This window comes from Sinomonas terricola, from assembly GCF_034931225.1.
GTDB classification, from domain to species: domain Bacteria; phylum Actinomycetota; class Actinomycetes; order Actinomycetales; family Micrococcaceae; genus Sinomonas; species Sinomonas terricola.
Genome location: NZ_JAYGGQ010000001.1, coordinates 312,299 through 337,812 on the forward strand (window position 1 = coordinate 312,299; position 25,514 = coordinate 337,812).

The window sequence follows — 25,514 nt, forward strand, 5'->3', positions numbered from 1 at the left end:
GACCCCGGGCGAATCATGGACCTTCCCTCCGCAGACATCGGCGCCGACGAAAATGTCGCGCTCTGCCATGCCCTCGTGGAGCACGTCTGCCAGGAGGCAGGGCTGCGCGCACTCTTCATCAAGGGCCCCGGGGCCGCCTACTCCGGCCTCCGCGACCGCCGGACCTCACATGACACGGATGTCCTCGTGCACCCGGCCGAGATCGAACGACTCACTTTATTGCTCGCGTCCCGGGGTTGGATCGAACGGCCCCGCGACCCTGCCGATGACGTCTTCCCCCAGCATTCCCGCAGCCTGTACCACCACGGCTGGATGACGGATATCGACGTCCACACCTATTTCCCGGGATTCGAGGCTCCTGCCGGCGACGTTTTCGGACTCCTCTGGGGGCGCCGGACGCCCATGCCGATCGCCGGGCGCCTGGTCTCGATCCCGGACAAGCCCGCAGGCGCGCTCGTGCTCGCGCTGCATCTGCTCCGTTCGCCGTGGCTGCCCGAGACGAAGGGCCTGCTCGACGGCCTGGCGAGGCGGTGCGCTGATATCGACCCGGGCGTTCTCCTGCACATCGCCGAGCGCGGCGGCGGGCAGGCCGCACTGCGCCCGTTCTTCGAGGAGAACCTCGGACTCGATCTGGGAGAAATCGACGTACCGCCGCCCTCGCGGGAATGGATGCTCCGAACCACCGGGCAGACCTCGGCGGCGATTCGGCTCATAGAACTCGTCGATGCGCCGTGGCACCGAAAGCCCGGCATGCTCAGGCGAGCGCTCTTTCCGTCGCGCGATGCCCTGGCAGCCATGAACCTGCACATCGTCGACGAATCCACGTCGCTGTGGCGCCCACGCTGGCGAAGGCTCTGCCAATCCCTCCGGGAAATCCGCTCGACCCTGCGGAGCTATCACAAGTTCCGCGCGCAATGGCGTCAAGCGGCGCGACGAGGGGGCGCGCTGTGACACTCGCTTCGCCAGCTCCTCAGGGCGATTCGGACTCTCCGGCGGCGGCCCCCGTCGGGGGGAATATCGTCCGCCAGATCATCGGGATGATCTTCCCGCCGCTCGCTGGGCTTGCCACGGCCCCGATGCTCGCGAGAGCGCTGGGCGAGGGCGGACGCGGCGAACTCGCGGCCTCGATCTCGCTCCTCCAGCTGGTTGCGGCGGTGGGGATGTTCGGCCTCCAGGAATCCCTGACCTTCCACATCGCGAGGGCGCCCGAACGGGCGCGGACTTCCGCGGTGTTCACCTCGTTCACCCTGAGCGCCTTCGGCCTCGTGGGAGCCACGTCCACGTTCCTGCTCGCGCCGCTCCTGGCTGGCGGCAACGACGAACTCGTCGTCCTGATGAGGTGGACATCGATCGCCGTGGTGCCGACCTTCCTGCTCGCGATCCCGCGCAGCATCGCCGCTGGATGCCACGAGTGGAAGCTCGCGGCCCGAGAGTCCGCGATGACCGGGATCGTGCGGCTTGCCGCCGTCGGGGGGCTCTGGCTGGGGGGCTCGCTCACGCCGTTCACCGCCCTCCTTGCCGCCGCCGGAGTGCCGCTGCTCTGCGCCGCGGTCTACATCCCGTTCCTCGTCCGATGGGGACGAGCCCTAGGACGGACTCCGCGCTCCGGCCGGGAGGAGACCGGCAGGGGAATCCTCCAGTTCGGCTGGAAGGTGTGGCTCGGCGCCCTCTCGGGAATCGTGCTGACGCGCCTGGATCAAGTGCTCATGGTGCCTCTGTCGAGCGAATCGCAGCTCGGGCTGTACGCCGTCGCCGTGACAGTGGGAGAGCTTCCCACCATCATCTCCGCGGCTGCGCGCAGTGTGACCTTCTCCGCCGACGCCGCCGAAGGAGACGAGAGCGCCCACGCCGTGAGGCTTCAGCAGACGACCAGGGTGACCGTCCTGTTCACGGTGCTCGCGGCACTCCTCATCGGCGCGTCGATGCCGTGGTGGCTGCCGCTCCTCTTCGGGGCGACGTTCGCGGCGTCGCTGCCCGCCGCCGTCGTCCTTCTCCTCGCAACCGTGGCCGGAACCGCCGGATCCGTGGCCGGCGCAGGGCTGGGGGCCCGGGGCCACCCTGAGCTGCGAAGCCTCAGCATGCTCTATGGGGCGATCGGCAACCTCGGCACCCTCGTCGTCCTGGTGCCGGCGTGGGGCGCACTCGGCGCGGCGACCGCCACCCTCGTCGGCGCCTCGATCTCAGGCACAGCCAACCTCATCTGGCTCAAGCGCCGCTTCGGCATGCCAGTGCGCTCGTTCGCGGGCGTTCGCAGCACTGACGTGAGGGCGATCTGGACAGGAGCCCGGAGGGTCGCCTCCGCGCTCCGGAAGCCGCCGGTACCAACCACCAAGCACTAGGAGACTTTCGTTGCGTCTCGATCTGTCATCGCCGCGCCCCGTCAAGTTCGTCGTCAAAGGCGCCGCCATCATGTGGATTCGGATCCAGAACCTCCTCGGTCGGAAGCCCGTCACCGGGGCCGCGCCGCTCGCCGTCTCCCTCACGTCGTACGGCGAGCGACTCGCCACCGTCGGGCACACGATCGAATCCATTGCGCGCGGCACGGTACGGCCGAAACGGCTCATCCTATGGGTCGACGACCCGGCCTTCGAGATCGAGGACTACCCCATGCTCGCGCGCCTCGAACGGCGCGGACTGGAGATCCTCCGCTGCGAGGACTTCGGCCCCCACAAGAAGAACTACGCCTACGCCCGAGAGTTCGCGGACAGCGGGCTTCCGCTCGTGACGGCCGACGACGACATCCTCTACCCCGGGCGGTGGTTCGAGGGCCTTGCGAGGCATCACCTGTCCAATCCGGGAAGCTTTGCCGGCTACCGAGCCCACCGTGTGTCTCTCTGCGCCGGGGGCCAACTCGCCCCGTACCGCGAGTGGCGCCGAGCGGAACCGGGGGACGTGGGCCATGATGTGTTCCTCACGGGCGGGGCGGGGGCGGTCTTCCCGGCACGCCTCCTTCGCGCGCTGCGGGATGCGGGAGAATCGTTCGCCGAGGTGTGCCCGAGGGCGGACGACATCTGGATCAACGTCATCGCCTCGAGGATCGGCGCCGAGGCCCAGCTGCTCCCCTCGTCGCACCTCCTCGCCCTGTCGTACCCACGCTCCCAGCGGAACGCGCTCCACCACTCCAACGTCGACGGCGGGGGCAACGACCGGCAGCTCGCGGCATCCTTGACGGAGACGGACCGCGCACGCCTCGTGAAGGCCGCCGCCCTCCGGCTGGCTGGAGACCGGGCATGAAGTCACGGCGCACGGGCCGCCGAGGCCTCCTCACGCGGCTGCTCGGCGCTGCGCTCGTCGGTGCGGCCCTCCTCGGCGTCGTCGTGACGGGGTGGCTCGCGTTCTCGCACGAGGCCGCCCCCGCTCCCCCACGCTCGCCTTCCTCCGCCGCGCCCGTGCACAGCTACAAGGCTGACCGTTCGGTCACGGTTGCGGTCTACGGGGACTCGATCAGCCAGGGCGACTCCCGCGGATTCGCGTACCTCGATCTCGGGAAGACGTCATGGGTCAGCCATCTGCAGCCCGGCCGAGTCAGATTCGTCGGCGGGCAGGCCATCGGCGGAACGCGGAGCGGCGACCTCCCGGACAGGTACCAGGAAGGAGTCCGGTCCAACGTCCTGGTCCTCTTCCTGGGAACGAACGATTTCCGGACTCGCGAGGCGAGCGTCGAGCGGATGGCCGCGAACTTCGCCGCGTTCTACGCCGCGCGCGGAGCGAGCATGGGAACCCCGCGCGTCATCACAGTCGCGCTCGGTCCCATGGCGGACCGTGATGCCGCACAGATCCGCGAATGGAATCGGAGGCTCGAGGCGGAGAGCGCCGCACGGGGATGGACGTACGCCGACCCGTGGACAAGGCTCAGGGATTCGGCCAACCGCTGGCTGCCTGCCTATGCTCGCGACGAGGTGCATCCCAACGAGGCGGGCGCAGTGGTCCTTGCGGAGGAGCTGAGCACGATCATCGAGCGCGCGGCGGGCTGAGTCGCCGTCGCCCTCCCAGCCCTTTCACCCGTTCGACGCCCAAGACCCACGGCGCGGCAGGGGTTCCGAGAAGGAGCAGTCCGATGGCCCACGGGACGCCGAGCGCGAGCGGAAAGCCGGGCCACCAGGTCTCGGACCGGGTGCCGAGCACCTCAAGCACCGCGGAATGGCTCAGGACCACCATGATCGCGCTCTGTGCGAGGCTGCTGATCCATCGACCCGCCCGGGGCGGCACGAGGGCTCCGTAGGTCTCGGCGAGCCGGGTCAGGCCCGCGCAGATGAGGATCGCCGCGGCGACGCTCGCGACCGGAGTCCCGAAGAGCGCCTGCTTCAGATCGAGCGGGAGCAGGGTGCCGCCCCCAGCGAGGACGCCCCCGACTGCGAGCGCCGCCCAACCGATCCAGACCGTCGGGAGCTGCGGCCCGAACGCCCTCGCGCACTGGCCCGCATACATGAACACGAGCGCCGCGAACGCGGTGCCGACGGCCGCCGGCACGTGGGCAACGTAGCGCGGGGCGAGTTGGCAGGCGAGGAGTGCGGCGGCCACAACGCCGGCCTTCACGGGCATCGATTGCCGTTCGAGGAGCCGGAAGGCGAGACACGCGGCGAAGAGGGCTGTCACGAACCAGAACGCCGAGAACGGGCGGGTCAGGTACGCACCCCCGAGGACGAGGGGCAGGGCCGCATCCTTCGCGCCCTGCCCTTCGAGCAGCCTGAGCGCGACGAACGGCACGCCGATCACGGAGAGCCAGAAGACGTAGGGCCTGAGCAGGGCGCGGCTGCGCCGTGCCGCTTCCTCGGCGAGAGTGCGGCCGCGGGACCAGAAGTAGCCCGAAAGGAAGAAGAAGAGCGGCACGTGCCAGCCGTAGATCCCGCGCTGCACCCATGGCCCCTCGAAGACGTGCCCCGCGACCACGGCGATGACCCCGACGACACGGAGGAGGTCGATGCCGGCCTCGCGTGCGGGTGACGGGGTGCCTGGCGAAGGGGCGGCAAGGGTCACGTGGTTCCGCCTGCCGCGCCTGGGCGCGCGAGCGCGAAGGCCAACGCGTACCAGAACACATACCCCTCGAGGGCGTTCGCCATGAAGGAGCTCGATCCGTTCATCCCGACGGCAACAAGCAGGGCGGCCAGCGCCGCGGGGAACGCCCGATCCAAGGCCGAGAATCCCTTGAGGATGTACGCCACGTACAGGGCGAGCAGACCGACGGCGAAGACGGCCCCGTAGCTCAGCGCGGCCATGAGGAAGCCGTTCTCGAGCGACGAATTCACCACGCCGACGCCGCGGGTATCGCGATTGCCGGGATACCCGACCACGAGGAATTCGCCGAGGTGCCCGAAGGCCCAGTCAAATGCCGCGACCCGCTTGGCGTTGGACCCGCCATCGTCGGTGAACTTCTCGAGCAGCTTCTGCCCGGCCTCCGATTCAAGTCCGATCCAGGCGCCGAGCGCGATCACTCCCGAGAAGGCGAAGGTCCGGAACCAGGAGCGAAGGCTGTAGAAGATGAGGAATCCCACGGCCGGAATCGCCAGCAGGAGTGCGAGGCGCCCATCGGTGTAGAAGATGCCGAGGATGTAGGCGCCAGCGAGCACGAACCGAACGGCGATCGACCGCACTCGCGCGGAAAGGGCAATGGCCGCGACGAACAGCAGCGCCAGCTGCAGGCCGTGGCCGGTAGTGCCGAGCCCGCGTCCGACCGATCCCCACCACCACATCCGCTGATAGACGCTCTGCCACACGATGGCCTCGCCCGTCTCCACCTGCCAGAAGGCCAGCGGAACTTCGAGGAGCGTCACCGCGAGGAACGGCCACAGCAGGACGGCCTCGGAGCGGGGTCTCCGCACGAGTTCGTGGCGGATCAGGGCGAACATGAGGGCCGGAGCGACGAACACCGAGAAGAGGCTCGCGAGCGTGTTCAGAGCCCCGCGTCCGCCGGGGTTCAGGACGTCCAGGAAACCCCAGACGACGAGGAGGCCTATGGCGATCAAGCCTCCTCGCGACGGCCTGAGCGCCTCCGCCAGCAGGGCGGGGGCGGCGACGAGCCGGACCAGGACGAACACGAGCACCAGATACGCGCTCGGGTGCAGGCCGGGCATGACGATTCCCTGCGCGACACCGGGAATCAGGACGCGCGTGACGATCACGGCGGACAGAATCCAAGCCGGCCTCCGCAGCGCGAGGAGACTTCCGACCACGCACAGCGCGAGCCACCCGATGAGGAGCGTCATGAGGGCGCGCATCCGCTCGCGGTGAAATAGACCGACTCGAGGCGCGCGGCGACGGCGGCCATGCCCGCGCGCTCGTGCACGTAGGCCAAGCCCTTGGCGCCCGAACGCTTCCGGCGTCCTGGATCGCGGAGCAGGGCCGCGATCGAGCGCACGAGCTCCTCTGCGCCCTCCCCGCAGACTTCTCCTTCGGCCGCAAGCACTGTCGGCGCAAGGCCGCAGTCGTTCAGGACGACGACGGGCAGGCCCACGCTCATGGCCTCGACGACGGTCATGCCGAAGGGCTCGTGGGAGGCCGGCAGGACGTAGACGGAGCTCTGCGCCATCCGCTCCAACGTCTGCCCGGGCTCGAGGGGACCCTCCCAGCGGATCCTGCCGTCGGCGTCGTCCGATGCCAGCGCGGCTCGCACCGCGTCTCCTTGCCCCTCGTCCGGCCCCACGAGGCTGAAGCGAGCCGTGGGGAACTCCCTCGCGAGCAGCTTCGCCGCGTCGACAAAGACCAGGGGCCGCTTGCGCTCGTGCAGGCGCGCGAGAAAGAGCACGTCGACGGCGGAGCGTCCGGGGCGCGCCCTGAGGCGCGTTGCGGGAACCCCGTTGTGGAGGAGCTCAGGGGTCGGGAGGCCCGGCACCACCTCGAGAAGGTCGGAACGCTCCCGCGCGGTGAGCGCGAGCACGGCCTGTGCGTCGCGCACCGCACGCCTCGTAGCCACCACGTCGAGCACCGCGGCGAGTCGCCGTTCGGAGGAGTCGATCATTCCGTGCGTCTGGACGACGTAGGGGACGCCCAGCGCGCCGAGGACGACGGCGGCGGGCAGCGTCACGAGGTCGCGCGCGAGATGGACATGGACGACGTCGGCGTCCCTCGCCCACCGCGCGAGCCACGGGAGCATGGCCGGCGCAGCGAGGCCGGCGAATCCGGTCCCCGGAACCGAGGGAAAGGCGCTGAAGAGCCTGACCGGTATGCCCTCGTACTCGTCCGGCAGCGGGCCGTCGAAGCCCCTCGCACCCGCCGCGAGGAGGACTTCATGCCCCTTCTCGCGGAGGGCCGCGAGCTGGTTCACCGCGACCCTGAGCGGGCCGCCGAGGGAGCCGTCGGGCGTGACGAGGGTCAGGACATGGAGGATCCGCATCGGTGCGCCCTAGCCGTGGGTCTCGTGTGTCTCGGGAAGGCGCACTGTGCCGAGGGGCGCGAGCACCCGAGCCCCATCCGGGACGTCCTTGACGACGAGGGCCTTCGCGCCGACGACGACGCCGTCTCCTACCGTGACGCCCCGGAGAATCGTGGCCTGCGCGGCAATCCACGAGCGCGCACCGATGGTGATCGGAGCGTTGTCGAACTCGAAGGTCTCGCTCGCGAAGTCGTGGCTGCCTGTGCAGAGGAACACGCCTTGGGAGAGGCACGTATCGGCCCCGATCTCGACCGGCTCGAGATTGAGGATCCACACGCCCTCGCCGATCCACGCGTTCTCGTGGACGGTGAGCTTCCACGGCCAATGGATGCGCACGCGGTGCCGGATCAGGACGCCGTCGCCGATCGATGCCCCGAAGAAGCGGAGGGACGCGATCCTGAGCTTCGCCGGGCACCACCAGTGCTGGAGGACCGCGCCCTGCACGGCAAGCCAGCCGGCCTGCCAGAGCCTGTTGCGGCCTTTCTCGTACCCGGCACCGGTGAAGCCGGCCAGTCGCATGGGCACAGGGGGTTTCCTTTCATAGCGGGGAGGACAGCTTGCAGGGTGGGGGAACGGGCCGGGCGCGGCCTCACAGGTCACTGCGATCCGGAGGAGCGCTCGAGGGCGGCCACGAGGAGCGGGGCCAGGCTCTGGGCCATCGCCGCCGTGATGTGCGTGGAGTCGACGCGGACGGCGTACGGGCCGATCGTGAGAGGACACTTCCCGTCCGCGCCACAGAACCATGACGTGACGTCGATGTACTCGCCGCCCGCGGCGGTGGACCCTGCACGTTCGGCCGTGACCTTGTCCACGTCGACCTGACGAAGTGAGGAGCGGCACCCGTCTGCTCCCGTGACCTTGTTCAGGCAGGCCCGGGGGTCCTCCCCCACGGGCGGTGATCCAAGGACGACGACGCGGCGCGCGCTGGTCTTGAGCGTCGCGACCGTCCTGGCGACGCCCGCGGCCCACCCTGCGACGCCGGTCTCGTCGCCCTGCTGGAGCGAGAAGGCCCCCGCGGCGCTCGACACCACGACCACGTCCGGGGACCACGCACGGATCCGTTCGAACTGGAGCTGCCTCGCCTGCGCGCAGTCCCGCACAAAGCCCTCGCGCGAGAATCGGGCCCCGTGGGCGAGATCCCAGGGGCTGCAGCTCGCGACTCCGACCCCGAGAAAGCTCGTTCCCTCGGGAAAAGCGCGTTCGAGCAGAGGCGCCCAGCTCAACGCGACGGAGTCACCCATGATCGCGACCCTGAGGGGCCCCCGCCCGGATTCGCATGCACGGAGCGGACGGGCCGAGACGTCATTGCTGCAGCGCTCCATCTCCTCGCTCAGCTGCGCGGGCGTGAGCTCGTCGAACGACGGGATGGGCTCCACGCCGGCTGAAGGATGCGAGGCGCCGCGGATCGCCGCGGAGACCTCCTGGCCGCTCTGGAAGCTGACGGTCGCCGCCGCGCGTTCGGCCGGTACCGTCCGGCTCGCCATCACGAAGCTTCGCGACGGATGGAACTGGAAGGCGGCGAGTCCCATGACAACGGCGATGAGCGCGGCCCCGAGCGCCATCGAGTGCCGGCGGAGGTTCGCGGACGGGCTCTCCCAGGCTCGAAGCCATCGGGAGCTCCTGAGCGGATCCTCCACCCAGCGGTAGGAGGCGATCGAGAGGACCGCGGCAAGCGGCAGGGCGATCAGGCCGCTGAACCATCCCGGCCTACCCGTGAGCGACGCCGCGAAGACGAGGACTGGGAAGTGCCAGAGGTAGAGGGAATAGGAGATGTCGCCGAGATACCGCATCGGGGCGTTCGTGATCAGGAAAGCGCCGCGTGAGGCGTCCGTTCCGAGGAGGACGAACGCTGCGCCGGCCACCGGAACTGCGGCCCACGGTCCCGGGAACGGCGTGTGATCAGTGAGGAGCAGCGCACCGACGAGGATCAGGCCGAGGCCGCAGATCGGGGCCCACCGGCGGATAGTCGCAGGCACCCATCCCGCATCGCCGAGGACGGCGGCGAGCGCGCCGACGGCGAACTCCCACGTCCGCGAGACGAGGTCGAAGTACGCAAGCGGCGCGTCGAGCGCCGTGAGCACGGTGGCCCACGCGAACCCGACGGCAGCGATCCCGGCGAGGCCGCCGGCGAGCACCGCGGGACGACGGCGCAGCCGCGCTCCGAGCGCGGTGAGCGCGACGAGGCACAGTGGCCAGAAGACGTAGAACTGCTCCTCGACGGAAAGCGACCAGTAATGCTGGAAAGGGGAAGGATCAGCTGAGCCTGCGAGGTAATCCGTCCCCATGGCTGCGAAGTGCCAATTCGCGACCCAGAAGACCGAGGCGAGGCCGTCCAAGAGAGTCTGGTCGGCTCGCGGGCGGTACCACAGCAGGTAGGCGACCGCGATCGTCGCGGCCGCGACGACGGCAGCGACCGGAACGATGCGGCGGACCCTGCGGGCGTAGAACCTCATGAGGCCGACGGTCCTCGCGGACTCTAGGCCACCCAGGAGGATGCGCGAGATGAGGTAGCCCGAGATGACGAAGAAGACGTCAACGCCCGTGAAGCCCCCGCGAGGGAATCCGAAGGCATGCTCGGACACGACGAGCGCCACCGCGACGGCCCGGAGTCCTTGGATGCCGGCACGCTTCGCGGACTCCGCGGCGACCTGCGTCTGGCGGACTGCACCCACCGCCGACGTCACGCGCGGGCCTTTCGGATCGCCGATTCGAGGGCCGCATAGAACCTGTCGACCATGACGTGCTCTCGGTGTCTGCCCACGTGCCCCGGCATCGCGGCAAGAAACGACTCGAAGTAGGCGTCGTCGTCGTGAAGGCGCTCGAGTTCCGCGGCCAAGGACGCCGCATCGTTGGGAGAGAAGGTCGGCCCAGCCTCTCCGATCGCCTCGGGGAGCCCGCCGTGCCGGGCAACCACGGTGACGCAGCCGCTCGCGGCCGCCTCGAGGGCGACCGTCCCGAAGGGCTCGGGGATCCGCGAGGGAACGACGGCGATGGCGTGCCTGTTCAGCTCGTCCGCGATGTCTTTGCCCTTCTTCGGACCGACGAGGGTAACGGCGTCCCGGAGCCCCAGCTCGTCGATGAGGCGCTCGATGTCGGGCCGGTAGTCGCCGTCCCCGACGAGCGTGAGGCGGAGGTTCCGACCCCGCTCCCGAAGAAGCGCAAGTGCCCCGAGCAGCAGGTCGATTCCCTTGTCCGCGCTCAGCCGGCCGAGGTAGACGACGGAATCGCGCGGTCGCGGCGCTGGATTGGAGATGCCGAAGACGTCGTCGCGATAGCTGTTGTGGATGACTTCCACCTTCCCGCGCACATGGCCCGCGAGGGCATGGCTGTTCGAGACGAGGTGATCCGCCCGCTCGACGAGCGCGTACTTCGCCCGATACTTGGCCCGCTGCAGGAGGCCGAGCTTCTCGCCCGGCATCGTGATCCACGTTCGCAGGGCGACAAGCCACGGACGGCGGACGAGCAGCTGGGGCCAGTAGAACTGGAGGCACGGGTTGTTGTGGAAGACGACGTCGGCGCCTCGGATGGCCCGGAAGAGCGCAAGCGGCCCGGGCTCGCGCAGGACCACGAACGGGAACTCGCGGTCGGAGCCCGCGTGCCTCGTATGGGTCACCACGACGACCTCCGCCCCATGACGCTCGACGAAGCCACGCGCGAGGATCTCGGCCGTCACCTCGACGCCTCCGAAGTCCGGGCGAAACCGATGGACCATCAAGACGATGTTCATAGCCGCTCAGGCCCCCTCTGCATGCGCGGCAGCAAGGATGCCCGCCCTGAATGACGCCCACGAAAGCCGCCGCGCCTCTGCGAGCGCGAGATCACGGTAGGGACGTGCCGGGTCATAGCTCTCGGCCGCAGATCGCAGGGCGTCGGCGAGCGGATCGACGGTTCCCGCGGGGATCACCGATCCGATTTCGGGCGGAAGGCCCATGTCCACGAGGCCCGTGCTCCCGGACCCGATGAGCCTCGCGCCCGAGGCGAGCGCTTCGCCGAGCACGAGGCCGAAGCCCTCGACGAGGCTCGGCAGGACGAAGGTGTCGCAGGCAGCCAGGAGGCCCTTGAGCTCGTCGCGGCCCACGCGCCCCCTCAGGTCGAGGCGAGGCACCCCGGCAGCCAGCGACTCGATGGCGGGATCGATCCGCTGGGCGACGACGGTGAGGCTCGCCTTGCGCAGCCCGGCCCGCCGCCACGCCTCGACGAGCAGGTGCAGCCCCTTCCTCTGCACTCCTTGCCCGACGAAGAGGAATCGGCATTCGTCGGACGGATTCGGGGGCCTTTCGGACGTCGGTTCAGGGCAGCCATACGGCACGACATTGATCGCGGCGTAGGGCATGCCGACGCTGACGAGGCTCGCTCGCGTGAAGCTCGAAGCGCACACGACGCGCTCGGCGAGCCTCACTTCTTCGAGATGGGTGCGCTCCATGTGGACGTTGTTGACCTCGGCCTCGGCGATCCACGGCCGGTAGTCGCCGAGCTCGTCCACGCCCCGCATGACCTTCTCGATGTACGACGGCGAGGGGTGGTACTGGAAGAGGATCCGCCGGCCCTGGCTCGGTCCCCGGAACGCGGCGAGCGCTGAGCCCGAGTAGAGGAAGAGGTCGCTCGACGGCATCGTGCTCGCCACTGAGGCGGCCGTCCGGCCGAGCGCGGCCTCCACTTGCGCGGAGGGGAAGAGCGCGTGTCCGAACCGGCGCTTCACTTCATAGGGGAGCTGCCGTGCGAACGCCCCGAAGGACGCGACGACCTTGGAGGGCGGCACGCTGGGCGCATATCGATGGTCGAGGTTCGGCAGGCCGACCGGGAGCTTCCCGCGGTAGTAGTCGGTGACGAAGCGGTCCAAGAGCCCGGCTTCCGCGAACGCAATGGCGGCCTGATAGGAGTCGCGATCGCGGTTGAAGCCGACAATGAAGCCCATAGCGCAGCGTCATTCCTTCCCTGTAGTTCTGCTCGGAGATCAAATGCACCGAACGGCTCAAGTATCGCGAATGACCCTGCTCGGATATGCTCTGCCCGATGCATCCGGCGGGCGCCCGGAACAGATTCGACGTCATTCATGGGGGTTATTTGGATGGACGAGGTGAACAAACTGGCCTCGATTTCGAACACGGTTGTGACAGCACCGCGTCTCAAAAAGAACAAATCCGCGAAACGCTTTGGCGCATTTGTGACAAGCCACCAGTTCCGGCTCGGCCTGTTCGACCTTGCGGGCGTCGTCTGGGCCGTCGCAGGCGCGCAGCTGATCCGCTTCGGAGTGGATGCGACCTCGGTCGATCTGGGCCGAAGCCAGATTCCGTACGTCGCCGTAGGCCTCATCTTGGCGGCCGCCTGGTGGCTTGCCCTGTGGCTCTCGGGGACGCGCGACTCGAGGATCCTGGGGTACGGACCGGAGGAGTACAAGAGGGTCACGTCGACCTCGCTGTGGCTGTTCGGCGCCATCGCCGTGGTCTCCTACGTCTTCCAGCTCGACCCTGCCCGGGGGTATGTCGCGGTGGCGCTGCCTCTCGGCATCACGGCACTGCTCTTCAGCCGCTGGATCCTCCGGATCGTCCTCGTGCACGAGCGCAACGCCGGCCTCAGCCTCCGGCGCGTCCTCATCATCGGAGCACCCCAGACCGCGGCCCATCTGAACCGACAGCTGAGCAGCCATCCCGAGGCCGGATACTCCCCCGTCGCGCTCTATCTCACGGCCGAGGGACCGTCTGCCTCTGACGACTTCGGGGGTGGGGTGTTCCGAACGCGGCCCGATCTGGCGAACATCCTCGCAGCCGTCGAAGAGCACAACGCCGACACCGTCGTCGTGTCAGGCGGTGCCGCCCTTCCACCGACGACCATCCGGCAGCTCGGCTGGGCGCTCGCGGGACGCGACGTGAGCCTCGTCATGGCCCCGGCGCTCACCGACGTCGCCGGGCCGCGCATCCACACGACGCCGGTCGCAGGCCTCCCGCTCATCCATGTGACGACCCCACGGCTCGACGGGCTCAAGGGGATCGCCAAGCGGGGCTTCGACATTGCGTCGTCGCTCGCGCTCCTCGCGCTGCTCGCATTCCCCATGCTGGCCATCGCCCTCTGGGTCAGGCTCGATTCTCCGGGGCCCGTCATCTTCCGGCAGGCTCGAATCGGCCGCGCCGGCGAGCCTTTCAAGATGCTCAAATTCCGCTCAATGGTCGCCGATGCCGAGGCAAGGCTCGAGGCCCTTCGCGCACGGAATCAGGGCAGCGGCCTGCTCTTCAAAATAAAAGACGATCCGCGGGTGACCCGATCGGGCCGATTCCTCCGGCGTTATTCGCTCGACGAGCTCCCACAGCTCTTCAATGTCCTGAATGGAAGCATGAGCCTCGTCGGCCCCCGGCCGCCGCTCCCGCGTGAAGTCGAGCAATATGACCAATTCGCTCATCGCAGGCTCTTGATCAAACCGGGCATCACCGGGCTCTGGCAGGTGAGCGGGCGCAGCAATCTCTCGTGGGACGATTCAATTCGCCTCGACCTCTATTACGTCGAGAACTGGTCGATGGTCCAAGACCTCATTATTCTCCTCCGAACGGCCAAAGCAGTCGTGGGAAAGACCGGCGCCTATTAAGGGCACCCAAGAAGAATGCACGGGCCGACACCCGAAGGTGCGGCCCGCGCATCTGTGAGCTTCCGGATATTCCCGCGCTACGGCCCGGACGGCGGCTCCGCGAGCGTCGTCGCCCCGATATTGGTGCTGAGCACGGCAGAGAGGGTGGCCGAATCCGGCGCGTCCGCACTCGCGGCGCGATCGTTTCCGTTGAGCCGGAGCGCGAACGTGTAGGAGACGCCCACGGCCATGGGCATGCCGAGGAGGTCGAGCGTCACAGCCCTTCCCTCCGCGAGCGGGGTCGCGAGCGTGACAATCGCGGAGGTGTCGTTCAACACTGCGAGAGTCAATCCGACGCCCGGGCTCGACTCCAGGGCCGCGAGCTCGGCCTTCTCCGATGACGAGAGCGTGAAGCTCGTCCCCGACGGCACCGTTCCGGCTACCGCGGTGATCGTGAACTGCAGCTTCGCCTGTCCCACAACGCCCACGAGACCGGTCGAGCACGAACCCGTGACGCCGACATCCCACTGCGGCCCGGAAGCTGCCGAGGCAGGAGCCGCGGCTGCGGCCGCGATGAGCGGCACGGCCCACGCCGCACCCTTCACGACGCGGCGGCGGTCGACGACAGGCACAGGCGTTCCTTGTGATCTTTCCATGGTGTCCCCCCGAACTGAGCTGGAGAGGCCGCATCGGCAGGCCTCTTCTGCCTAGTTGTACCGGGCAAAGCGCCGAGGAACAATTCCTCCGGGCATCCTGACGCGCATTGCACGAGAATCCGTCGCGTCTTGCCCTTCATGACGGTCCGGGGCTGGTCAGTTCCCCGCGAGCGCCGCGAGGCGCGCGACGGCGCGGCGCACCGCCGGCGCCAGCTCACGCGCCCCGAACGGCCCCTCCTCGGCGGCGATCCGGCCCGCGAGCCCGTGGATCATGGCCGCGGCCGCTGCAAGATGAACGGGCCGGGCGTCGGGCACCGTGGCGAGAAGCGCACCGAGCACTCCGGTGAGCGTGTCACCGGAGCCGGCTGTTGCGAGGTACGGATGGGCGGAGGCCTGCACGCACACGGTTCCGTCGGGCGCCGCGCACACGGTGGCCGGTCCCTTGAGGAGGATCGTCGCACCGAGTCGTTCCGCGGCGAACCGCGCCCATCGGATGGGGCGGCCCTCAATCTCCTCGCGCTCTGCCTCGATGCCCGCGCGCGCCAGCATGCGTGCCAGCTCACCAGCATGCGGAGTCAGGACGGCCCGCCCGCCGAGGCGAGGGCCGGGGATCCGTTCGAGGCCAGAGGCGTCAATCACCGTGGGGAGGCCCCATTCGACGGCGACGTCGAACGCGCGGTGCTGCCCGGCGTCGTCCGCGATGCCGGGCCCTATCGCCCACGCCTGGACCCGCCCTTCGGCCGTGCCCGAGGCGACGACCTCGGGATGGGCTGCCACCACGCCGGCACGCACGCTCGGCGGGCCAACATGCCGGACCATGCCCACGCCGGTCGAGAGGGCCGCTGCCGCCGTGAGGACGGCCGCACCCGGGTATTGCTCGGAACCTGCGACAACCCCGAGCACGCCGCGGGCATATTTGTGCCAATCGTCGCGGGGTGCCGGGAGAAGCCCGGCGATGTCGGCCGGCTCGAGGACGAACGCGTCGGGCTGGAGGAGATAGGGCCCGAGCCCGATGTCCACGAGCTCGACCCTCCCCGCGAGCGAACGGCCGCGACCCGCGAGGAGCCCCGACTTGAGCGCCCCGAACGTGACCGTCACGTCCGCGCGCCAGACGTCGGCCGACGCGAGGCCGCTGTCCGCGTCCAATCCCGAAGGGAGGTCACAAGCGACGACGAGCCCATCAGGCCGGGCGAAGGGCGCCCGATAGTCCCGCGAGGCCCCCGTTCCGAGCACCGCATCGACAACGACATCCGCGGCCCCAAGCCCCGGTTCGACGCGGCCGCCCCGGGCGAGAAAGGCCGCGAGCGCATGGGGGTGGGCCGACGACGAGGCGAGCACCGCCGTCGTCCGCACACCGCGCGACGCGAGCTCGGCGAGCGCGAACAGGGCGTCGCCGCCGTTGTTCCCCTTGCCGACGACGGCGGCGGCCCGGGCTCCGCGGAGCTGCCCGCGTGTGCGGAGCAGCTCGGAGACGAGGACCCGGCAGAGGCCGTGGGCCGCGCGCGACATGAGCTCGGGGCCGCGGCCCCGGTCGAGGAGCGGGCGCTCGGCGTCCCGAATCTGACTGCCGGTGAAGGCGGTGATCACAGAGTCGAGTGTAGTGACGCACGGTGCGGCTACCCCGGACGATCGGTCCGAGCACGGTCAATTGTGTGCTTAGACTGGCGCCCGGGCCTGGCGAGGGCAGCACCTCGAGCCGGGCCGAGAGAAGCGGAGGCGAACGTGTCCGCGGGAATCCAAGTGACGCGAGCCATGGGGGCACAGTGAAGATCCGTCTTGTCATCTCCGCAGCGGCAGCTGCGACCGCCTATCTCGGGATGCACCTCGCCGCCGGCGGCGCAGCGGATCCGGCCCTCCTCATCTGGGGGGCATCGGGCGTATTCGGCGCCGCACTCGGGCTCGGGACGCTCAACCGGTTCCGCAGCGCGGGGAACGGCCTTTTCGCGATCGGGCCGAGCCCACTCGGCTCCACCAGGCACGAGGGCCCGCTCGGCTCCTCAGCTCTCGGCGACGACCATCGCCGTCGCGATCCCGCCGTCATGGGACATGCTGAGGTGCCACTTGCGCACTCCGCGGTCTTTCGCGACGGCCAGCACCGTCCCAGTGATCTGGATCGTCGGGCCTGACGAGTCGAGGCCGATCCAGCAGTCCTGCCAATTCATGCCGGCCGGGGCGCCGAGCACTTTGGCAACGGCTTCCTTCGCGGCAAAGCGCGCGGCGAGCGAGCGGGCGTTGAGCTCGCGCTCGGCCGGGACGAAAAGACGATCCCGCAGGCCGGGAGTGCGCTCGAGCTGACGCTCGAACCGGTCGATGTCCACGACGTCCACGCCGATGCCGATGATAGCCATGGGGCTACTGTAGCGTCCGGCGACCGCTCGCCGCCCGCGATGCAGTGACGCCCACAAGGAGACTTGCGACCCTGCCGCAGACCATGCCGCGGGGTTACCGTGACGACATGGAACCTCAGCCGACGTGGGCCCAGCGGATCCTCGAGGACGGCTTCGGCCGCGTCCGCGAAAGCGTCGAACACGTCCTCCTCGGCCTCTCCCCCGAGAAGCTCGTGGAACAGCCCGGGCCGACTGCAAACTCGGTGGGCTGGCTCGTGTGGCATCTCACGCGAATCACCGACGACCATTTCGCGGCCCTTTCCCTCGTCCTTGACGGAGCTGAACCGCCGCGCGACCGAAGGGCTCCCATGCCGCCGAACCAGCTCTGGCCGTCGTGGCGCCCGCGGTTCGGCACGCCATACCCCGAAAGCAGCACGGGCTTCGGCCACACCGCCGAGAACGTGGCGGATTTTCCTCGCATCGATCCGCGGCTCCTCGCCGACTACCACGCGGCAGTGCACGAGCGAGCGGTCCACATCCTCCGCGGGCTGACGGAAGAAGACTGGGGGCGAATTGTCGACTTCCGCTGGAATCCGCCCGTCATCGTGGCGGTCCGGCTCGTGAGCATCCTCAACGACGCGACGCAACACGTCGGCCAGGCCGCCTACGTGAAGGGGCTCCTGGGCCATTGAGGCGGAAGGGGTGCCGAGGAGGCCGGAGGTCGCAGGAAGCAGGAGCGCCATGCGAGTTTGGAGATGGACCCACATCATCATCGGCACTGTCATCGCCCTGTGCCTCTCTGGGGCCGCCGTCGCGTTCGGGCTGCTGAGGTCCGGCCTGCTGGGCCCCCTTCCGGGGCCTTCGCCGACGGTTTCTGTGTCAGCCTCGCCCACGTCGACAGCCCAGGCCCTGACCGCGCCCTCCACCAGTGCCCCGCCGTCGTCCGCCGCATCGCCGTCGTCCGCGGCAGCGCCGTCCACTGCCTCGAGCAGCCGGCCCTCGGAACCGGAAACGACCCCGCAATCCCCATCGACGCCGGCGGAACCTTCTTCTCCGCAGCCCGCGGGATTCCCGGCCTCGCTGCGGGGCGTCGATCTCGAGCGCCTTCCGACGTCCCAGCACGTCGTCGCCCTCACGTTCGACGCGGGCGCGAACGACGCCGCTCTCACGTCGATCCTGTCGACGCTCGCAGCGAACGGCGTGCCGGGGACATTCTTCCTCACGGGCGCGTGGGCAGCACGCTATCCGGCGGGGGTGGCGGAGATCGTCGCAGGCGGATACCGGGTGGGAAACCATTCGATGACACACCCATCGTTCACGACCTTGACCGACGCGCAGATCGCCGCCCAGCTGTCCGACGCCGAAGCGTCCATCCGGGTCGCGGGTGCCGATCCGCGCCCCCTCTTCCGTTTCCCGTCGGGCGATCGTGACGCCCGGACCATCGCAGATGTCAACGGCGCAGGGTATGCGGCGTTCCGCTGGACCGTGGACACGCTCGGATGGCAGGGCACGATGAACGGCACCCGCGGGCCGGCCTTCATCGTCCAGCGCGTCCTCGCAGCGGCGCAGCCAGGCGAGATCGTGCTCATGCACCTCGGTTCGAATCCCGACGACGCGTCAACGCTCGACGCCGACGCGCTTCCCCAGGTGATTTCGCAGCTCCGGGCGGCGGGCTACGGCTTCGTCACGCTTGACGCCGCGCTCGGCTGAGCACTCAGCCTCGGACTATTCGACGGTGACGGACTTCGCGAGGTTGCGGGGCTGGTCCACGTCGAAGCCCTTCGCTGCCGCGAGCTCGGCAGCGAAGATCTGCAGCGGCACGGTCGTGAGGAGCGGCATAAGGAGCGGCGGGGTCTCGGGGACGTAGACGACGTGCTCGGCGTATTCGCGCACGGCCTCGTCGCCTTCCTCCGCGATCACGAGGGTCCGGGCCCCGCGGGCCCGGACTTCCTGGATGTTGGAGACGACCTTGGAGTGCAGGGAGTCCCGCCCGCGCGGGGAGGGGACGACGACGAACACGGGCTGGCCCTCGTCGATGAGCGCGATCGGGCCGTGCTTGAGCTCGCCTGCGGCGAAGCCCTCGGCGTGCAGGTACGCGATCTCCTTGAGCTTGAGCGCGCCCTCGAGCGCCACGGGATAGCCCACGTTGCGGCCGAGGAACAGGACGGACTTCTCGTCCTTCATGCTCCGGGCCAGCTCGCGCAGCGGGCCCGCGGAGTCGAGGACCTTCTGGATCTTGTCGGGGATCTTGTTCAGGTCCGCGAGGACGTCCTTGATCTGGCCGGTGAAGATGTTCCCGCGCAGCTGAGCGAGGTAGAGGCCGAGCAGGTACGCGGCCGTGATCTGGGCGAGGAACGCCTTCGTCGACGCGACCGCGATCTCGGGGCCCGCGTGCGTGTAGAGCACGGCGTCGGACTCGCGCGGGATCGACGAGCCGTTCGTGTTGCAGATCGAGACGGCCTTCGCGCCCTGCTCGCGCGCGTAGCGCACCGCCATGAGGGTGTCCATCGTCTCGCCGGACTGGCTGATCGAGACAATGAGGGTGTTCTTGTCCACGATCGGGTCCCGGTAGCGGAACTCGTGCGCGAGCTCGACCTCGGTCGGGATCCGGCACCAGTTCTCAATCGCGTACTTCGCGACCATGCCCGCGTACGCGGCCGTGCCGCACGCGAGGACGATGATCTTGTTGACCTGCTTGAGCTCGGCAGGGTCGATGCGGAGCTCGTCGAGGATGAGGTGGCCCTGCGTGTCCGAGCGGCCCAGGAGGGTGTCGTGGACGGCCGCGGGCTGGTCGTGGATCTCCTTCTCCATGAAGGACGGGAAGCCGCCCTTCTCGGCCGAGGCCGCGTCCCACGAGACCTCGAATTCCTTGCCCTGGGCGGGTTTGCCGAAGAAGTCGGTCACCTCGAACGAGTCCGGGGTGATCGTGACGATCTGGTCCTGGCCGAGCTCGACGGCGCGGCGCGTGTAGTCGATGAACCCCGAGACGTCCGAGCCGAGGAAGTTCTCCCCGTCGCCGAGCCCGACGACGAGCGGCGAGTTCCGGCGCGCAGCGACGACGACGCCGGGCTGGTCCGCGTGCACGGCGAGGAGCGTGAACGCTCCCTCGAGCCGCTGGGCGGCGAGCTGCATCGCCTTGGTGATGTCGCCGTCGGCCTCGCCGCGGAAGAGGTCGCCGATCAGCGCGGCCGCGACCTCGGTGTCCGTCTCGGAGATGAACTCGACGCCCTTCGCGACGAGCCCCTGCTTGAGCGAGGCGTAGTTCTCGATGATCCCGTTGTGGATGACCGCGAGCCGGCCCTTGTCCGCGAGGTGCGGGTGCGCGTTCGCGTCCGTCGGACCGCCGTGCGTGGCCCAGCGCGTGTGGCCGATCCCCGTGAGGCTCTCCGGGAGCGGACGCTCCTCGAGCTCGGCCACGAGGTTCGCGAGCTTGCCGGCCTTCTTCCGGGACTCGACCGCCCCCTCGGAGAGCACGGCCACCCCGGCCGAGTCGTATCCGCGGTATTCGAGACGCCGGAGACCCTCGATCACGACATCGAGCGCGCTGCGCTCCCCATCACGGCGCACGGAGGCGCTCCCGACATAGCCGACGATTCCACACATGCGCTCCATCCTACCGGGCGCGTATTTCACCGGCGTATTTCACTCTGCGCCAGTGGTATTGGCAGAATCACGTGAGTGAGTCTGCACAGGAGCGAGTTCGACGGCGACGGCGCCACCCCCTTTGTCGAGCTCGACCGTGCCCGCTGGTCGCAGCTCGCCAACCGGATGGAGCAGCCGCTCAACGAAGACGACATCGTGCGGCTCCGAGGCCTCGGAGATCCGCTCGACATGCGGGAGATCCGCGAGGTCTACCTCCCCCTCAGCCGCCTCCTCTCGCTCTACGTCGAGGCGTCCGGGCAACTGCATTCGGCCACATCGACGTTCCTCGGGGAGCAGACCCAGCGAACCCCCTTCGTCATCGGTGTCGCGGGTTCCGTGGCCGTCGGCAAGTCCACGATCTCACGCGTGCTGCGCGAAATGCTCCGACGCTGGCCTTCGACGCCCGACGTCCAGCTCATCACGACGGACGGATTCCTCTATCCGCTCGCCGAGCTCACCCGGCGGGGCCTGCTCGAACGCAAGGGCTTCCCGGAGTCCTACGATCGGCGGGCGCTCCTGCGCTTCGTCGCCGAGATCAAGTCGGGCGCCGAGGAGGTCCGGGCGCCGCGGTACTCGCACCTCACGTATGACATCGTGCCCGGGGAGGAGATCGTCGTGCGGCGTCCCGACGTCCTCATCGTCGAGGGGCTCAATGTCCTCGCCCCCGCCCGCCCGCGCCACGATGGCACGACCGGGCTCGCCCTGAGCGACTTCTTCGACTTCTCGGTCTTCGTCGACGCCAAGACGAGCTCCATCGAGGAGTGGTACGTCCAGCGCTTCCTCAAGCTCCGCTCGGGCGCGTTCGCCCAGCCCGAAAGCTACTTCCACCGATACGCCTCGCTGTCCGATTCCGAAGCCGTCACGACCGCGCGTAGCATCTGGAAGGGCATCAACGAACCGAACCTCATCCAGAACGTCCTGCCGACCCGCGGCCGCGCCCAGCTCGTGCTGACCAAGGACGCGGACCATTCGATGCGCAGGATGCTCTTGAGAAAGGTGTGACGCGCATGCGCGACGGCACCCACGAACCCAGACCCCGATTCGTCTCCCGCCGGACCGTCGCACTCAGCGCGCTCGGCCTCGGCCTCTCGGCGTGCGCGCCTGCCGAGCAGGCCGCGAACCGCTCCTCGTCCGGACCCGTGACGACGACGGCGGGCGCCGCGCCGTCGTCGTCCGCCCCCGTGCCTTCGGGCACTTCGTCTGCGCCGCCGAACCCGGCCGCCTCCCCCGCGCCCTCGTCGGCACCGACCCCTCCCGGCGCGTTCTCGCTCACCGACCCCGCGAGCCAGTGGGTCGTGGTGAACAAGCGCAGGCCGCTCGACCCGATCGACTACGCGCCCCCGCTCGCGCAACCCAACGTCCCGCTCGCGACGAGCGGCGAGAGCACCCAAGTGCATCCGACGACGGCGCGCGCGGCCGAGGCGCTCTTCGCGGCCGCTGCCTCGGCCGGCGTAGCCATGACCCTCGCGAGCGGGTATCGCTCGTACACGACGCAGGTCGCGACGTACAACGCCCAGGTCGCGGCGCACGGCCAGGCGATGGCGGATGTCGCTTCGGCGCGGCCCGGGCATTCGGAGCACCAGACCGGTTGGGCGTTCGACATCGGCGCGCCCGGAGGGTGTGACTTTGCGCCGTGCTTCGCGGACACCTCGGCTGCCCAATGGATCGCCGCGCACGCACACGAGTTCGGGTTCATCGTCCGGTATCCGTGGATGCTCCACGAGATCACGGGGTACTACTACGAGCCCTGGCACGTGCGATTCATCGGCGTCGAGGCCGCGACAGACATGAAGCAACGGGGCATCGGGACGCTCGAGGACTACTTCGGCCTGCCGGCCGCGCCGACCTACTGAGCCGGCCGCGGATTCGACACGGGAAGTAAGAAGTTACTCCCGGTTCACATAACGGCCACTATGATGCGACTAGTCTTGGCGCCATGCTCAACGGTTTCAAAGAATTCATCATGAAGGGCAATGTTGTTGACCTTGCCGTCGCCGTCATCATGGGCGCGGCGTTCAGCGCCGTCGTCACGGCACTCGTCCAGAACGTGCTCATGCCCCTTATCTCGCTCATCGCAGGGCAGCCGAACTTCGACAGCTTCCTCGTGTTCGGGCCCGTCAAAATCGGCGTGTTCCTCACGGCCGCCGTCAACTTCCTCATCATCGCGTCGACGATCTACTTCGTGATCGTCATGCCCATGAACCACCTCATCGAGCGCCGCAACCGCAAGCTCGGCATCAAGGAGGAGGCGGACGGCGAGACCGTGGACCCGCAGATCGCCCTCCTCACCGAGATCCGTGACTCGCTCCAAGCGCGCCAGAACTAAGCACCTCAGCTGCGCGGCGGCCGTCCACCTCGCGGTGGGCGGCCGCCGTCGTCCGCGGGGTCACGGCGCGACGAGCTCGACGATGCCGTAGGCACCCGAGTCGATGACCCGCCCCGGCGCGAAGCCCGCCTGAGCCCCCAGAGTGTGGAACTCGCCCGCGGACCTCTGCCGCCCCTCGGTCTGCGCGAGCATCATGAGGTCCGAGATCGAGACGGGGAACTCCGCGCGATTCGGCTCCTGAAGCCATTCGAGGACGAGCACGCGAGCCCCGCGCGGGGCGGCGGCCCGCACGCTGCCGAGGATCCTCGCGCATTGGGCGTCGTCCCAATCGTGGAGGACGTCCTTGAGCAGGTAGACATCCGCCCTCGCGTCGAAGCCCTCGAACAGGTCCCCCTCGACGAGGTCCACGCGGTCCGCCACTCCCCGCGACGCGAGATAGTCGCGCGCCGCCGCGAGCGGACCCGGCTGGTCGACGAGCACACCCCTGAGCCCTTCGCGCGCCCGCAGCACCTCGGCGAGCATGCTGCCCACTCCCCCGCCGACGTCGCACACCGTGCCCGTGCTCGGCCACGGATAGGCGGCGATCATGAGGGGCGCCGCAAGGAGGGTCAGCTCGCGCATCGTGCGGGTGAAGCCCTCCTCCTCGTCGGGGTGCTCGGCGAGGTGCTGCCAGATGGTCGTGCCCGACGCTGCGTTGAACGCCGGGCGCCCATCCCGGAGCGTCTCGGGGAGGCGCGACCAGCCGAGGATGACCATGGGCGACGTGACGTAGCGGATCCAGCCGGCCATCGAATGCGGCTCGTCGTCGAGGAGCAGGCGGCCCGTGGAGGTCAGCGAGAAGCGCCCGTCCGGCGAGAGGCGCGCGAGGCCGTAGACGGCGAGGCCCCGCAGCACGCGGTGCACGCTGTCCGCGTGGAGCCCGAGCCGACTCGCGACCTGGCCGGCTGTGAGCGGACCCCCCGCGAGCGGCTCGACCAAGCGCGTCTGCACCGCGGCACGCATGAGCATGACCGCTGCGACGCCTCCCGTGAGCTCGAGGAGCCGGGCCTGACGTGGCCCGAGCGCCGCCCCGGCGCGGCCGAGCGTTCGGCTGAGCCTCTGGACGAAGCGGACGACGGCGGGCGGCGGCGTGCGCATGCGGCTAGCCTACGCGCCGTCCCCCTCCCGTCTAGGGTCGCCCCCGCCAAACGGGCCTAGGCGAGGGCGAGCTGGCTCTGGACGACGGCGGCGAGGCGCTCGGCGATGGCCTGCGCCGTCGTCTGGTCGGCCGCCTCGACCATGACCCGCACGAGCGGCTCCGTGCCCGAGGGCCGCAGGAGGATGCGCCCGGTGTCGCCAAGCTCCGCCTCGGCCTCGGCGACAGCGAGCCGCACGCCGTCGTCCGCCGTGACGCGCGCCTTGTCGACGCCTCTGACGTTGATGAGCACCTGCGGGAGGCGGGTCATGACCGTGGCGAGCTCCTTGAGGCTCTTGCCGGACTGCGCGATCTGCGCCGCGAGCTGGAGGCCCGTCAGGACGCCGTCGCCCGTCGTCGCGTGGTCCAGGAAAATGACGTGGCCGCTCTGCTCGCCGCCGAGGGAATAGTTGTTGGCGCGCATCTCCTCGAGGACGTAGCGGTCCCCGACGGCGGTCTCGCGGATGGTGATGCCGGCGGCGCGGAGCGCGAGCTTGAGCCCGAGATTGCTCATGACCGTCGCGACGAGCACGTCGTCCCGCAGGTGCCCGGCCTCCTTGAGCGCGAGGGCGAGGATCGCCATGATCTGGTCGCCGTCCACGACCGTGCCTTCGTGGTCGACCGCGAGGCACCGGTCCGCATCGCCGTCGTGCGCGATGCCAAGGTCCGCGCCATGCTCGCGCACCGCCGCCTGGAGTGCCCCGAGGTGCGTCGAGCCGACGCCGTCGTTGATGTTGAGGCCGTCCGGATCCGCGCCGATCACGATGACGTTGGCGCCGGCATCCTTGAACACCTGCGGCGAGCAGCCCGACGCCGCCCCATTCGCGCAGTCCAAGACCACGGTGAGCCCGTCGAGTCGGTGTGGGAGCGTCGTGAGCAGGTGCACGATGTAGCGGTCCTCGGCGTCGGCGAACCGGCGCACCCGGCCCACCCCAGCACCCGTGGGCCGCACGGGCTCGCTCGCAAGCTCGGCCTCGATCGCGTCCTCGACCTCGTCCGGGAGCTTGTGCCCGCCGCGGGCAAAGAACTTGATCCCGTTGTCCGGTGCCGGATTGTGCGACGCCGAGATCATGACGCCGAAATCCGCGTCGAGGTCCGCGATGAGGTAGGCCGCAGCAGGCGTCGGAAGGACACCGGCGTCGTACACGTCAACGCCCGCACTCGCGAGTCCTGCCTCGACCGCCGCGCTGATGAATTCCCCGCTCGCCCGCGGATCCCTCGCGACCACGGCACGAGGCCGCACGCCTTCCGCGACCTCCCGGTGCCCGAGCACGACCGCAGCCGCCTGGGAGAGTCTGAGTGCAAGCTGCGCGTCGAGGAGGCCATTGGCCAAGCCGCGGACGCCGTCGGTTCCGAAAAGCCTAGTCATCGCGTCCTAGTGTACGTGGAGCCGACGAAGAGGCAGTCCCGTGACCTCGGCGCCAAGAGCGGACCAGCTGCGAGCCCGCTCTCGGCGCCTTTCGG

General features: G+C 69.4%; 23 protein-coding genes. 10 read left to right on the forward strand and 13 right to left on the reverse strand.

Features of this window, described 5'->3' with window-relative positions; translation table 11 throughout:
* Positions 1 to 15 precede the first annotated feature (15 nt).
* Genes SPF06_RS01540 through SPF06_RS01555 form a run of 4 tightly spaced genes read left to right on the forward strand, consistent with a single transcriptional unit; the run spans position 16 to position 3,974 of the window.
* Positions 16 to 951 carry a nucleotidyltransferase family protein gene (locus SPF06_RS01540; RefSeq protein WP_323277158.1) on the forward strand — a complete coding sequence of 312 codons (936 nt, stop codon included), beginning with the start codon at positions 16 to 18 and terminating at the stop codon, positions 949 to 951.
* Positions 948 to 2,339 carry an oligosaccharide flippase family protein gene (locus SPF06_RS01545; RefSeq protein ID WP_323277159.1) on the forward strand — a complete coding sequence of 464 codons (1,392 nt, stop codon included), beginning with the start codon at positions 948 to 950 and terminating at the stop codon, positions 2,337 to 2,339. Before SPF06_RS01540 ends, SPF06_RS01545 begins: the two co-directional genes overlap by 4 nt.
* A gap of 10 nt (positions 2,340 to 2,349) precedes the next feature.
* Positions 2,350 to 3,234, forward strand: a complete 885-nt coding sequence (locus SPF06_RS01550) for a hypothetical protein (protein ID WP_323277160.1) — start codon at positions 2,350 to 2,352, stop codon at positions 3,232 to 3,234.
* Entirely contained in the window at positions 3,231 to 3,974 is a 744-nt protein-coding gene (locus SPF06_RS01555) for an SGNH/GDSL hydrolase family protein (protein ID WP_323277161.1), read from the forward strand. Before SPF06_RS01550 ends, SPF06_RS01555 begins: the two co-directional genes overlap by 4 nt.
* Here the strand turns inward: SPF06_RS01555 and SPF06_RS01560 are convergent.
* From SPF06_RS01560 to SPF06_RS01590, 7 genes are all read right to left on the reverse strand, one after another.
* On the reverse strand, positions 3,952 to 4,977 hold the full coding sequence (locus SPF06_RS01560) for an acyltransferase family protein (RefSeq protein ID WP_323277162.1): 1,026 nt from the start codon (positions 4,975 to 4,977) through the stop codon (positions 3,952 to 3,954). The genes SPF06_RS01555 and SPF06_RS01560 overlap by 23 nt on opposite strands.
* The gene (locus tag SPF06_RS01565; protein ID WP_323277163.1) at positions 4,974 to 6,203 is read right to left on the reverse strand and encodes a hypothetical protein; all 1,230 of its coding nucleotides are present in this window, start codon (positions 6,201 to 6,203) and stop codon (positions 4,974 to 4,976) included. Before SPF06_RS01565 ends, SPF06_RS01560 begins: the two co-directional genes overlap by 4 nt.
* The gene (locus SPF06_RS01570; RefSeq protein ID WP_323277164.1) at positions 6,200 to 7,330 is read right to left on the reverse strand and encodes a glycosyltransferase; all 1,131 of its coding nucleotides are present in this window, start codon (positions 7,328 to 7,330) and stop codon (positions 6,200 to 6,202) included. The genes SPF06_RS01565 and SPF06_RS01570 overlap by 4 nt, the downstream gene beginning before the upstream one ends.
* Before the next feature lie 9 nt (positions 7,331 to 7,339).
* A complete protein-coding gene (locus SPF06_RS01575) occupies positions 7,340 to 7,888 on the reverse strand; it encodes an LbetaH domain-containing protein (protein WP_323277772.1) in 549 nt (182 codons plus the stop codon).
* 77 nt (positions 7,889 to 7,965) lie between these two features.
* Positions 7,966 to 10,053, reverse strand: coding sequence for an acyltransferase family protein (locus tag SPF06_RS01580; RefSeq protein WP_323277165.1), 2,088 nt, complete (start codon positions 10,051 to 10,053; stop codon positions 7,966 to 7,968).
* Positions 10,050 to 11,096 (reverse strand): glycosyltransferase family 4 protein, encoded by a 1,047-nt coding sequence (locus tag SPF06_RS01585; RefSeq protein WP_323277166.1) that lies wholly within the window; start codon positions 11,094 to 11,096, stop codon positions 10,050 to 10,052. The genes SPF06_RS01580 and SPF06_RS01585 overlap by 4 nt, the downstream gene beginning before the upstream one ends.
* 6 nt (positions 11,097 to 11,102) lie before the next feature.
* A complete protein-coding gene (locus tag SPF06_RS01590) occupies positions 11,103 to 12,284 on the reverse strand; it encodes a glycosyltransferase family 4 protein (protein WP_323277167.1) in 1,182 nt (393 codons plus the stop codon).
* Positions 12,285 to 12,533: 249 nt separating this feature from the next.
* Between SPF06_RS01590 and SPF06_RS01595 the strand changes: the two genes are divergently transcribed.
* Positions 12,534 to 13,946 carry a sugar transferase gene (locus tag SPF06_RS01595; RefSeq protein WP_323277168.1) on the forward strand — a complete coding sequence of 471 codons (1,413 nt, stop codon included), beginning with the start codon at positions 12,534 to 12,536 and terminating at the stop codon, positions 13,944 to 13,946.
* 77 nt (positions 13,947 to 14,023) lie between these two features.
* On the opposite strand, the gene SPF06_RS01600 is transcribed toward SPF06_RS01595, so the two are convergent.
* The 3 genes from SPF06_RS01600 to SPF06_RS01610 form a co-directional block, all read right to left on the reverse strand.
* A complete protein-coding gene (locus SPF06_RS01600) occupies positions 14,024 to 14,557 on the reverse strand; it encodes a hypothetical protein (protein WP_323277169.1) in 534 nt (177 codons plus the stop codon).
* Between the two features lie 180 nt (positions 14,558 to 14,737).
* A complete protein-coding gene (locus tag SPF06_RS01605) occupies positions 14,738 to 16,168 on the reverse strand; it encodes an NAD(P)H-hydrate dehydratase (protein WP_323277170.1) in 1,431 nt (476 codons plus the stop codon).
* Between the two features lie 410 nt (positions 16,169 to 16,578).
* Positions 16,579 to 16,929, reverse strand: a complete 351-nt coding sequence (locus tag SPF06_RS01610; RefSeq protein ID WP_323277171.1) for a holo-ACP synthase — start codon at positions 16,927 to 16,929, stop codon at positions 16,579 to 16,581.
* Positions 16,930 to 17,036: 107 nt separating this feature from the next.
* Between SPF06_RS01610 and SPF06_RS01615 the strand changes: the two genes are divergently transcribed.
* Together SPF06_RS01615 and SPF06_RS01620 are read left to right on the forward strand one after the other, a co-directional pair.
* Complete coding sequence (locus SPF06_RS01615) at positions 17,037 to 17,600, forward strand: mycothiol transferase (protein WP_323277172.1); 564 nt, start codon at positions 17,037 to 17,039, stop codon at positions 17,598 to 17,600.
* Positions 17,601 to 17,649: 49 nt separating this feature from the next.
* Entirely contained in the window at positions 17,650 to 18,618 is a 969-nt protein-coding gene (locus SPF06_RS01620; protein ID WP_323277173.1) for a polysaccharide deacetylase family protein, read from the forward strand.
* Positions 18,619 to 18,633: 15 nt separating this feature from the next.
* Here SPF06_RS01620 and glmS read toward each other — a convergent pair whose 3' ends face one another.
* Positions 18,634 to 20,511, reverse strand: coding sequence for a glutamine--fructose-6-phosphate transaminase (isomerizing) (glmS, locus tag SPF06_RS01625; RefSeq protein WP_323277174.1), 1,878 nt, complete (start codon positions 20,509 to 20,511; stop codon positions 18,634 to 18,636).
* 75 nt (positions 20,512 to 20,586) lie between these two features.
* On the opposite strand from glmS, the gene coaA reads away from it, so the two are divergent.
* The 3 genes from coaA (at position 20,587) to mscL (ending at position 22,876) form a co-directional block, all read left to right on the forward strand.
* Entirely contained in the window at positions 20,587 to 21,552 is a 966-nt protein-coding gene (gene coaA / locus SPF06_RS01630; protein WP_323277175.1) for a type I pantothenate kinase, read from the forward strand.
* 5 nt (positions 21,553 to 21,557) lie between these two features.
* Complete coding sequence (locus tag SPF06_RS01635) at positions 21,558 to 22,403, forward strand: M15 family metallopeptidase (protein ID WP_323277176.1); 846 nt, start codon at positions 21,558 to 21,560, stop codon at positions 22,401 to 22,403.
* Positions 22,404 to 22,486: 83 nt separating this feature from the next.
* Positions 22,487 to 22,876, forward strand: coding sequence for a large conductance mechanosensitive channel protein MscL (gene mscL, locus SPF06_RS01640; RefSeq protein ID WP_323277177.1), 390 nt, complete (start codon positions 22,487 to 22,489; stop codon positions 22,874 to 22,876).
* A gap of 60 nt (positions 22,877 to 22,936) precedes the next feature.
* Here the strand turns inward: mscL and SPF06_RS01645 are convergent, their stop codons facing one another.
* The gene (locus SPF06_RS01645) at positions 22,937 to 24,013 is read right to left on the reverse strand and encodes a methyltransferase (protein ID WP_323277178.1); all 1,077 of its coding nucleotides are present in this window, start codon (positions 24,011 to 24,013) and stop codon (positions 22,937 to 22,939) included.
* Positions 24,014 to 24,069: 56 nt separating this feature from the next.
* Positions 24,070 to 25,419: a phosphoglucosamine mutase gene (gene glmM, locus SPF06_RS01650; protein ID WP_323277179.1), complete on the reverse strand. Its 1,350-nt coding sequence runs from the start codon at positions 25,417 to 25,419 to the stop codon at positions 24,070 to 24,072.
* Positions 25,420 to 25,514 lie beyond the last annotated feature (95 nt).